11 protein-coding genes are annotated in these 11,507 nt (G+C 35.5%); 9 read left to right on the forward strand and 2 right to left on the reverse strand.

Annotated features, from left to right (window positions below; all coding sequences use genetic code 11):
* The first annotated feature begins 248 nt into the window (after positions 1–248).
* From AAT17_RS02450 to AAT17_RS02460, 3 genes are all read left to right on the forward strand, one after another.
* Positions 249–1,049, forward strand: a complete 801-nt coding sequence (locus AAT17_RS02450; protein WP_042278420.1) for a tol-pal system YbgF family protein — start codon at positions 249–251, stop codon at positions 1,047–1,049.
* Positions 1,050–1,166: 117 nt separating this feature from the next.
* Complete coding sequence (gene ribH / locus AAT17_RS02455; protein ID WP_042278418.1) at positions 1,167–1,688, forward strand: 6,7-dimethyl-8-ribityllumazine synthase; 522 nt, start codon at positions 1,167–1,169, stop codon at positions 1,686–1,688.
* A gap of 6 nt (positions 1,689–1,694) precedes the next feature.
* Positions 1,695–2,246, forward strand: coding sequence for a GRAM domain-containing protein (locus tag AAT17_RS02460; RefSeq protein WP_060522806.1), 552 nt, complete (start codon positions 1,695–1,697; stop codon positions 2,244–2,246).
* A 19-nt stretch (positions 2,247–2,265) separates the two neighbouring features.
* Here the strand turns inward: AAT17_RS02460 and AAT17_RS02465 are convergent, their stop codons facing one another.
* Together AAT17_RS02465 and AAT17_RS02470 are read right to left on the reverse strand one after the other, a co-directional pair.
* Positions 2,266–2,454 (reverse strand): hypothetical protein, encoded by a 189-nt coding sequence (locus AAT17_RS02465; protein ID WP_060522807.1) that lies wholly within the window; start codon positions 2,452–2,454, stop codon positions 2,266–2,268.
* A complete protein-coding gene (locus AAT17_RS02470) occupies positions 2,447–2,638 on the reverse strand; it encodes a hypothetical protein (protein ID WP_042278414.1) in 192 nt (63 codons plus the stop codon). Before AAT17_RS02470 ends, AAT17_RS02465 begins: the two co-directional genes overlap by 8 nt.
* Before the next feature lie 70 nt (positions 2,639–2,708).
* On the opposite strand from AAT17_RS02470, the gene AAT17_RS02475 reads away from it, so the two are divergent.
* The 6 genes from AAT17_RS02475 (at position 2,709) to AAT17_RS02500 (ending at position 11,507) form a co-directional block, all read left to right on the forward strand.
* On the forward strand, positions 2,709–3,812 hold the full coding sequence (locus AAT17_RS02475; protein WP_060522808.1) for a DUF3810 domain-containing protein: 1,104 nt from the start codon (positions 2,709–2,711) through the stop codon (positions 3,810–3,812).
* Positions 3,813–3,894: 82 nt separating this feature from the next.
* A complete protein-coding gene (locus AAT17_RS02480; protein WP_060522809.1) occupies positions 3,895–6,852 on the forward strand; it encodes an amidohydrolase family protein in 2,958 nt (985 codons plus the stop codon).
* Positions 6,853–6,862: 10 nt separating this feature from the next.
* Positions 6,863–8,170 (forward strand): amidohydrolase family protein, encoded by a 1,308-nt coding sequence (locus AAT17_RS02485; RefSeq protein WP_060524948.1) that lies wholly within the window; start codon positions 6,863–6,865, stop codon positions 8,168–8,170.
* 71 nt (positions 8,171–8,241) lie between these two features.
* Positions 8,242–9,576, forward strand: coding sequence for a M28 family peptidase (locus AAT17_RS02490; protein WP_060522810.1), 1,335 nt, complete (start codon positions 8,242–8,244; stop codon positions 9,574–9,576).
* A 297-nt stretch (positions 9,577–9,873) separates the two neighbouring features.
* On the forward strand, positions 9,874–10,920 hold the full coding sequence (locus tag AAT17_RS02495; RefSeq protein ID WP_060522811.1) for a heme A synthase: 1,047 nt from the start codon (positions 9,874–9,876) through the stop codon (positions 10,918–10,920).
* A gap of 68 nt (positions 10,921–10,988) precedes the next feature.
* Entirely contained in the window at positions 10,989–11,507 is a 519-nt protein-coding gene (locus AAT17_RS02500; RefSeq protein ID WP_060522812.1) for a hypothetical protein, read from the forward strand.

Genomic DNA, 11,507 nt, shown 5'->3' on the forward strand with positions numbered 1-11,507 from the left:
AGACTCATTAGAGATAATAACACCTGTTGTAAACAAGAGTAACAATAACTTATTATTGACTATTCTTATTAGATTAAGTTCGCTTTCGCGAAAGCGAAAACACCACAAACAAAGCATTAATTATATCATAGATCTTAACAGAAATCTATTTCCTGCAAATGTAATTGATGCAGGTGTTAACAATAAAGCTTTCACACGTTTTTATAATTGCAGAATTGTTATATTTTTGCGCGTTTAACAATCAAATTATGGCAACGTATAATAAGCGCGGATATAAACCTAAAACGAAGAAAGAAAAGATTGATAATGAAGTAGAAGAAATCTTTGACGAGAGTGAATCTACTACTGCCGAAGTTTTTAGTACCCTAGATGAAGGTGCGAGTAAAACTGAAGAATGGGTAAGTAAAAATCAAAATATCATTTTTGCTATCGTTGGTGTAGCTGCTCTTGTAGCATTAGGATACTGGGCTTACAACAATTTTGTTATGGCGCCTAAAGCCGATGAAGCTATCGTTGAAAGTAAAGAGGCTGACAAGTACTTTGACCTAGCAATGAACTCAACTAGCACTCAAGAAAAAGACTCGCTATTCATGCTTTCTATAGAAGGTGTAAATGGTAAATACGGATATGCCAAAATAGCTGAGGAATACGCTGGTACTGATGCTGCTAACATAGCTAACTATAAAGCGGGAATGGCTTACCTGAACATAGGTGGCGACAAATATCAAAAAGCTATCGATTATTTATCTGAATACGATGGTAACGGTTCTGTACTTGCATCTCTTGCTAAGGCCGGTATCGCAGATGCTCTAGTACAAGCTAATCAAGCAGAACAAGCTATTCCTTACTACCTAGAGGCTGCAGAAATAGAATCAAATGAATTCACATCACCTAAGTACTTATTAAAAGCTGCACAGGCTGCTCTACAAGCAGGAGATAATAGTACAGCAGTTGATGCATTAGAAAAAATTGAATCAGAATTCCCAGAGTCTGATGAAAAAACTACAGCACAAGTTTTATTAGCTCAAGCTAGAGCATCAAAAAACTAGTGTATTTTAAACTACCTAAAGGCCGTCGCAGAACACTTTTCTACGACGGCTTTTTTAGTTAATTTAACTAAGTAACTATCAAACCGACTGTATTTTTACCGTCACAAATTTGTAACCATGGCAACAGCAGGAAAAAACCTTTCAGAATACGATAAAAATGAACTACCAGATTCTAGTGAACTGCGAGTAGGGATTGTAGTAAGTGAATGGAACGATGATATTACCGAAAACCTATTTAAAGGTGCGTATGAAACACTCCTAGATTGCGGCGTGGATGAAGAGCGTATTTTTAGAATGAATGTCCCTGGTTCATTTGAACTTATTTACGGTTGTTCTCAAATGCAAAAGAGCACCTATCCTATGAAAGAACGCAATCTTAAAAAGCAATTGGATGTTATTATTGCTATAGGTAGTGTGATTCGTGGTGAAACTGCTCATTTTGATTTTGTATGTCAAGGAGTGACGCAAGGAATAAAAGATTTAAATTTAAATAGCACTAATATCCCTGTAGTTTTTTGTGTGCTTACAGATGATACTCACGAGCAATCTGTTGCTCGCAGCGGTGGCGTTCACGGCAATAAAGGGTCTGAAGCGGCAGTGGTAGCGATTAAAATGGGTAACCTGAAAATGAGTATATAACCTTATATGGCGATTAAGGAGATAGGTATAAAATACAAAGCAAACTGGAAAGTTAGACTAGTTATCTTTTTATTTACCTCGATTACTTACGGTGGTATTATGGCGCTCATGACATATTACATGGATAAAGATTTATTCACGTGGCAATACATTTTATTTAACGCCTTCTTTTTTGCTCTGTTCTTCACTTTTGTATTTCCTACAATCATGATAAAAATGGGAAAAGGCTGGAACAAAAAGTCTCAACCTACTCTTGAACATGAAGAAGAAATTATAGCCCAAGGTCCAGCAAACTTTAAGAAAAAATATGAGATGGTTGGTGGAAAGCTTTTAATAACCAACCTAGGTTTGATTTTTAAAAGTCATAAAGTAAATTTTCAAGCTGGTCAACATAATATCCGGTTTTCTGACATTCGTAATATAGAACCAACTCACAAGTTTAGATGGATTAAAAATCAATTTATAGTTCATACCCAGGATAAACAATATCTATTTACTGTAAATGATCGCGAGGAATGGATAAAAGAAATTGAATATCACTTACGCAAATCTAAATAACCTGAATAAGTACCATTAATTATTCTGGTTTTTTAAAATTTCTATTGAGCATTATTAATTGATAAAAACCCATAAGAACTAGAAATCCGGCTAGCACTATTTGATAAGTAGGTAGTTCAACGCCGTCAATAAAATGCTGGTATAGCTTATAACCACCTATAACAATGAAGGCTAGGTTAAGAAACAAGGTGTAATTCTTTTTATTCATTTTTTGTAAAAGCTGAATAGGCCAAGAATAGACCGTAGATGATGAAAATAGCAGAAAATGCTAAACGCCATGTTGGAATATTTTGATCATAGAAAAAATAATCTACTAAGCGCCATGAACCAAATCCCACAAATAGTATCGCTAATAATATTCCAATTTTAGGGTTTCTTTTACGTTGTGTCATAACTTGAATTTAATGCTAAAATAAACAATTAAAAGCCAGCTTACCTAGGAATAGTTTACTTTAGTACCGGATGAAAGTCAAAGCAAAAATTCTATTATATAGTGTCATACTCGTTGGCCAGTTTATGGTATTTTTCGGGTTAAAATATGCAAATAATTTTATCGAGGTTTACTACAGCAACGGTATCTATCCCTTTATAGCAGATGCTATGCGCATAGGACTAGGCTGGATTCCCTTTTCCTTTGGTGATTTTATCTATTTATTGCTTATCCTTTTGCTTATTAAGTGGATCATTAAGTTGATAACCAAAATTCTATATTTCATTAAGGATAAGAATTCCGTAAACAATCCGATTCTTAAAAGAAAAATAGGTAAACAAGTTGCAAAGATCTTAATAACGCTTAATGTTATTATTTTTTATTTTCATATGGCTTGGGGTTTTAATTACTATCGATTACCCATGCACGAAATACTGGAAATTGAAGAAGATTATTCTACAGAGCAGTTACTCGAGGTGACTAAAGATTTCATTGAGCTTAGCAATAAGTTACATGAATCAATCCAAGACAACGATTCTCTAAAAGTAGATTTTGGAAACGACCAAATGGTTTGGATGAATATGGCACCTATGGCTTTTGAGAATTACCACCTAAATAATACTAGGATAAAGTATTCAAACGTAAGTTTGAAAAAATCCTTGCTCACAGTACCACTTACTTATATGGGCTACAGTGGTTATTTAAATCCATTGACAGGAGAAGCTCAAATTAATGGCTGGATAAACGCATACAAGACTCCAGTGCTATGCTTGCATGAAATGGCTCATCAATTAGGGTTTGCCAAAGAAAACGAAGCAAATCTTATAGCTATTGATGCTGGATTAAAACATCCTGATCGTCATTTTCAATACAGTGCTAGTTTATACGCCCTTAAATTTTGTTTGAATGATTTGTATTTGAGAGATCCTGAAAAGTATGCGATGGTAGCTAAAGAAATTAAACCAGGTATTTTCAAAAACTATCAAGAATTAAGAGATTTTTGGAAAGCATATCAAGATGGATTGGTGGAAAAGGTTTCACATTCTGTCTATGATTCCTATTTAAAAGTTAATAATCAACCTAAAGGAATTGACACCTACAATTATGTAGTTGCATTACTAGTGAATTACTACTAATAGTTTTAACTTTTATTTAGCAACGGCTCAACTATCTTTAAGCCTTAACAAAAATTTATATCATAATAATCAGTCTTAAAAGATGAAAAAAATTCTTTTCCTTTTCTTCTTGTGGTGTTTTATTGGGCATTCACAAGAATATTTCCCTAACAACGATGATATAAGCGCTGTAAATAATGTTTCAAGAGCAATTACAAACGCTACTGTTCACACAGGAACAGGTGATGTCATCAAAAATGCAACTATTCTTATAAAGGATGGTAAAATTCAAAGCATAGGTAAAAATGTATCCATACCTAAGGATGCCGTTATAGAAGATGCAAATGGGAATCATATTTATCCTTCATTTGTCGAAGCTTATGGTGATTTTTCTATGGAAAAACCAAGCCGAGCGGAACGCAGTCGCTCACAACAATATGATGAAGGTCGCAAAGGATACTATTGGAATGATCACATAAGAGCAGAACAAAATGCTATTGATTATTTCAAGTACGATGAAAAGGCTGCCAAAAAGCTTTTAGAAGCTGGTTATGGAACAGTGCAAACTCACTTACATGATGGTATTGCTCGTGGTACTGGAATGTTAGTTGCCTTAAATAATAATGGTGACGATGGTAATCGAATTTTGCGTGGAGAAAATGCAGAGCATTTTTCTCTAGATCGCAGTGTTCAAACTAATCAAGCCTACCCTACTTCACTTATGGGAACCCTTGCCTTACTTAGACAAGCTCATTTTGATGCAAATTGGTATGAAAAAGGAAACTCAAACACTAGAGATCTCTCTTTAGAGGCTCTCATAAAAAACAAGAACCTTACTCAAATAATTGAAGCTGGTGATAAAAAAAATATTTTAAGAGTTGATAAAGTAGGTGATTTAGTTGGAAAACAATTTGTAATTGTAGGTGGTGAAGATGCTTATGAAATGATACGTGAGATTAAAAATACAAACGCATCTCTTATCGTTCCTATAAATTTTCCTGACGCTTATGACGTTTCAAATCCTTATCAAGAGTGGTACGTAAGTCTGGGAGATATGAGAGAATGGAAACAGTCGCCTGCAAATCTTAAAGTGCTTAAAGAGAATAACATCACGTTCTCAATAACAGCACATGGCCTTAAAGATGTTAAAAAACTTCATGAGAATATACGTCAAGCAATGGAGTATGGTTTAAGTGAAGAAGATATCCTACAAGCCCTTACTTTAACACCAGCACGTATACTAAAAGCTGATGATCTTGTAGGTTCTCTAGAAAAAGGAAAACTTGCAAATTTTATTATGACCTCTGGTCCTTTGTTTGATAAGGAAACAAAAATATTTGAAAATTGGGTGCAAGGATCAAAACACATCATTAAAAATCGTCATACGCCAAACGTAGATGGAACCTACACGACCACCTTGAATGGTGATGAATACAAGATTGTTGTTTCTGGAGATGGTAAAAAAGCCACTATTAAAATTGATACCTTAAAGTTAGGTAGTAAATCAAGTTTTGATGGACAATGGCTTAATTTAATGATGACTCAAAAGGACAGTGATGATAAAAGCTATTCACGTATAGTGGTACAACCCGATGGTAAAGATCTTACGGGAACTGTACATTTACCTAGTGGTGATACTTTGCCAGTTACTCTTGTAGCATCTTCTACTGAAGAAAAAGAAGAAGACCAAGAAAAAGAAGAAGACAATAAGGATAAGGAAATTAAAAGTTTAGGTGCACTCACCTACCCTAACCTAGCTTATGGAGCTTCACAAAGACCACAGCAAGAAACAATTCTATATCGTAATGCTACAGTTTGGACAAACGAGGATGATGGTATATTAAAAAATACCGATGTACTTGTAAAAGATGGTAAAATTGCAAAAATTGGAACAAATTTAAATGCAGGAAGAGCACGTGTAATTGATGCAACAGGTAAACACCTTACTAGTGGTATTATCGATGAACACAGTCATATTGCTATAGACAATGGAGTTAATGAAGCTGGTCACAATAGCACTGCCGAGGTTACTATTGAGGATGTAGTAGATCATGAAGATATAAATCTATATAGAGACCTAGCTGGTGGAGTTACCACCATGCAACTATTACATGGTAGTGCAAATCCTATAGGTGGTCGTAGCGCTATTATTAAACCTAAATGGGGTTATCCTGCCGATGAAATGATCTTAGAAAACTCACCTAAGTTCATCAAATTTGCATTAGGTGAAAACGTTAAACAATCTCGTTATCAAAACGGTACCAGATTTCCACAAAGTCGTATGGGTGTTGAACAAGTCTTTGAAGATTACTTCACAAGAGCAAGAGAATACGAAAAAACTAAAGGAACAGATTCATTTAGATACGACGAGGAAATGGAAGTAATGCTAGAAATCTTGAATAAAGAGCGATTTATTTCATGTCATTCTTACGTACAAAGCGAGATTAATATGCTTATGAAATTAGCCGAACGTCACGGATTTAGAGTAAATACTTTTACCCATATTCTAGAAGGTTATAAAGTAGCCGATAAAATGGCCGAGCACGGTGTAGGTGGTTCAACCTTTAGTGACTGGTGGGCTTACAAATATGAAGTAAACGACGCCATACCTTACAACGGTGCGATCATGCATTCTCAAGGAGTTGTTACAGCTTTTAATTCAGACGATGCAGAAATGTCACGTAGATTAAACCAAGAAGCGGCCAAAGCCGTTAAATATGGGAATGTAAGTGAGGAAGATGCTTGGAAGTTTGTTACCCTAAACCCTGCAAAACTTTTACATATTGACGACCGTACAGGAAGTATCAAAGTAGGTAAAGATGCCGACTTGGTACTTTGGAACGATCATCCTATGAGTGTAACAGCAAGTGCAGATTATACTATGATTGATGGTATTATTTTCTTTAGCAAGGAAAATGATTTACGCTTTCGCGAAAGCATAAAAAAAGAAAGACAACAACTCGTAAACGAGATGATAGAAGCAAAAAATAAGGGAATGAAAACGCAAACCCCTAAAAAGCGAGAAAAAGAATTGTATGAATGTGAAACCATTAACTGGTAAATTGAAAAAAATGAAAAACTTAGTGATAGCTTTTTGTGCTCTTTTTACCGTAGCGGTGAGTGCACAACAAACTCCGGCAAGCATAAAAAAATCCTTTACTATTATGAACGCAACTGCTCATATAGGTAATGGTGAAGTAATTGAAAATTCTGTTATTATCGTCGATAAAGGTGTAATAACAGCCGTAGCAGATGCACGTGTAGTACGTATCGATCCTGTAGGTGAGGTAATCCAGGCTAGCGGTATGCACGTCTATCCAGGAATTATAGCCATGAATAGTACCCTAGGACTTGTCGAAGTAGATGCAGTGAAAGCCAGTGTTGATCAACGTGAAATCGGTGTGTACAATCCACACATACGTAGTATAATAGCTTACAATGCAGAAAGTCGAGTAGTCGAATCAATGAGACCTAATGGAGTTTTAATAGCTCAAGTAGTGCCTCGTGGCGGAAGAATTTCTGGTCAATCCAGTGTAGTACAATTAGACGCGTGGAATTGGGAAGATGCAGTCATATCAATGGACGAAGGCATCCATATAAACTGGCCTAGTAGTTTTAGTAGATCAGGTAGCTGGTACAACCCTGGTCCTATTGAACCTAATAAAAAGTATGACGAAAACATCATTGAATTACAAGACTTTTTTAACGATGCTGTGGCACACAACATGACTCAAGACAATGAATCAAACTTAAAGTTTGAAGCCATGAGAGAAGAGTTAAATGGAAATGGAAGGTTCTATTTTCACGTGAACGGTGAAAAATCAATACGAGATGTAGTTACTTTTATAAAAAAGAACAACATTAAGAAACCAGTTTTAGTTGGAGCTCAAGGAGCGCAAAATGTGACAGATCTTCTTAAACAGCATAACATTCCTGTGCTTGCAGGTAGAGTTCACGATTTACCAGCACGTGAAGATTCAGACTATGATATGCCTTATAAATTCCCATATTTACTTGCAAAAGCTGGTGTAACCGTTGCACTTGAAAATTCTGGGGATATGGAACGTCATCAAACGCGTAATTTTCCATTCTACGCTGGAACTGTTGCTGGTTATGGTATGGATAAGGAACAAGCCCTTAAAATGATCACACTTACTCCTGCTCAAATTTTAGGAATTGATAAAGAGTACGGTAGTCTAGAAGAAGGTAAAAGTGCAACGCTATTTATTTCAAAAGGCGATGCTCTAGACATGAGAGGAAATCAACTTACAAGAGCCTTTATTGATGGAAGAGATATCTCATTGAATTCTCATCAAACTGAATTATACGAGCGTTACATGAAAAAATTTGGTGAAAAACCACAACGTTCCAATCAGTAACTATTAATCTAACTCAAAACCCTTATTCTTAATTAAATATTTAGGAATAAGGGTTTTTAATTTTTAACTATATGCGATACATAATAATAGCATTATTAGGACTTTTTGCCACTGCGCAAGTACCTAGTGACCACCAACAAGATTTATATTCAATCATTGATGAAGTAAGTGAAAAACGTATTGAGAATGATGTGAAAAAATTAGCAGGTTTTGGAACTAGAAACACGTTTTCTGATACATTGAGTAATACACGTGGTATAGGTGCTGCAAGAAGATGGATAAAAGCCGAGTTTGATAAGATATCTGCAGAATGCGGTGGATGTCTAGAAGTATTTTATCAAAGAGATTATGTTACTAAAGAAATGGGTAGTCGCGTACCAAAAGACGCTTGGGTTGTAAACGTTGTTGCTATTCAAAGAGGTACATCACAACCTAACAATTTTGTGATTATGAGCGGTGATATTGATTCAAGAGCAAGTGATACTATGGACTTCACAACCGACGCTCCAGGTGCTAATGATAATGCTAGCGGAATGGCAGGAACAATTGAGGCTGCACGAGTACTAAGCAAACGAAAGTTTGCAAACAGCATCGTTTATGTTGGTCTTAGCGGAGAAGAACAAGGATTATTTGGTGGTGCAGGGCTTGCACGATATGCCAAGGATAATGATTGGAATGTTTTAGGAATTCTTAATAATGACATGATAGGTAATATTAAAGGTGTAGATGGTGTCATAGATAATAGAAGTTTTAGGATTTTTAGTGAACCTACCAACGTCACCGATGATGAGAGAACTAAACGTTTAAGAAGGTTTTACGGAGGTGAAGTCGACGGACATTCTAGACAGCTTGCTAGGTATATTCATAATTCCGTGAAAAGTTATATGCCGGAAATGAATCCTATGATGATTTATAGACTGGATAGGTTTGGACGTGGTGGACACCATAGACCCTTTAATGACTTAGGTTTTCCAGGAATTAGGATTATGGAAGCTCATGAGAACTACACACAACAACATCAAGATATTAGAACTGAGAATGGAATTGAATATGGCGATGTTGTAAAGCATGTAAACTTTCCATATGCCAAAAAATTAACCGCAGTAAACGCTATCAACCTTGCGCAACTAGCTTGGGCTCCTGCTCCACCAAAGACCGTGAAAATTGGTGGAATGGTTGAAGCTAGTGCTAGGTTAGAATGGAGTAAAGTTCCTAATGCGGTTGGTTATAAAATTTATTGGAGAGACACCACAAGTCCTACATGGGACCACAGTCGATTTGTAGGAAACACCAACAACTATACTTTAGAAGGTATAGTCATTGATAATTATTACTTTGGTGTTGCAGCTGTTGCTGCCGATGGAACAGAAAGTATAGTTGTCTTTCCTAATGAAGTAAGTAGATAATTGTTAATCAAATGAGTAATGAACACACTCAATTAATCGTAAAAACAAGTATTTTAACAAAAATCCGTTAGATATCTACAAAAATCCTAGAGGAAAAATTATTTTAGAAGGCAAAATATTTTTTTGATTTTGTAGGGGAAATCATTTTTTTTGCATTAATATCCATGATGGGGAATGGATATGAAAAATGGAGCTCATGCTCCATTTTTTTTGTAAGAACTTCCAAGTAAATAGACTTCTTAAATAAAATACTTCAGCTTAATTCTTGTGAAGTATTTTTGTGCTAGGAATTTCTTTATGAAAAATATATTCACCGAAAAAACATATCGCAAGTGGTTACGATTAAGTATTGTCGTAATATACCTCATAATCGTGGCTGGCGCAGTAGTTAGAATGACTGGATCTGGAATGGGATGTCCAGATTGGCCTAAATGCTTCGGATATTTAATACCACCTACTGATCGAGCTCAACTAGATTTTCAACCGTTGACCTCATACGAAGAAGGGATGGTCATTATCGTTGATGAAAGCTTAAGGGTTGCAAAGAAAGATTTTACTTCATCAAATTCTTACAATGCCGATAATTGGGAACCTTACACAAAACACGATTACAGTATATTTAATAAGTATCATACTTGGACAGAATATATCAATAGGCTAATAGGTGCATTAGGTGGACTAGTAGTATTGATAGCAACTATTATTTCTTTTCAGTTTTTCAGAAAAAAGAAATACATCACCATTCTCACCGCCGTTGCCTTATTAGCTATGCTTGTACAAGCCGTTATCGGAAAAATAGTAGTGGACACAAACCTATCACCGCTACTCATCACCATACATATGATAGTGGCATTACTTATTGTAGGACTGCTTATATATTTATTGCACGAAGTGCAGCCAGTGGATAACAAATATGCTCATAAGGGTAAATGGCATCAATTCGCTTTGGTGCTTATCGTTCTCACATTAATTCAAGTAGCACTAGGAACACAAGTAAGGCAGTACATCGATCATCAAATAGATATTTTTGGTTATCCTGTAAAAAGTACATGGCTAGAAAATAATGCACCGTTAGTATTTTTAATACACAGGAGTTATTCCATTCTATTGGTACTACTACATGGATATTTTATTTATAAAGCAGTACGTTTTTACAAACATCCTCGTAATTATTACTACTGGCTAGCTGTCCTTTTTATTTTAACTATTATTGGTGGAGTATTAATGAATTACGTTGACTTCCCATTTGGCTCACAGGCATCACATTTAGTGCTAGCATCTATTATTTTAGGAGTGCAATTTTATCTTTGGATGCGTTTAAGAACCGTTCATTATCGTTCATAATTTATGACGTTAAAATCTTAAGGATACTTGTAAATAATTTTATCTTTGAAGCCCTTTAAAAGTTACACATGATTTATAAAATTAGAGTGATACTAGACAGCGCCGATGATGTTTTGAGAGATCTTGAAATACCAGCAACTAGTACACTAGAAGACTTTCACAATATCATTCACCAGTCATTTCAACTTCAAGGTGATGAGATGGCTAGCTTTTATGAAACCGACGATGAGTGGAATCAAGGGCAAGAATATTGTCTATTTGATATGAGCGGTGGTATGGAACCTGTCAAGAAAATGGAAGACACCACTATAGATCAGGCATTGAGTAAACAAAAACCCAACCTTATCTATATCTACGATTTTTTGAGCATGTGGACCTTCATGATAACTCTTGTTGATATAGATCAGGCCGAGGATGGTGAACAATACCCTAGAGTACTTTTTGCAATGGGAGAATTACCAGATGAAGCACCAGATAGAAATTTTGAAGCTGACCCTAGATTTGATAACGATCTAGACGATGATGACCTCAATGATGATGACGATTATTATGATGAGGAATCTTTTGATGACTATGAACTTTACTAG

Source organism: Nonlabens sp. MIC269 (assembly GCF_001430865.1).
Taxonomy (GTDB): Bacteria; Bacteroidota; Bacteroidia; order Flavobacteriales; family Flavobacteriaceae; genus Nonlabens; species Nonlabens tegetincola.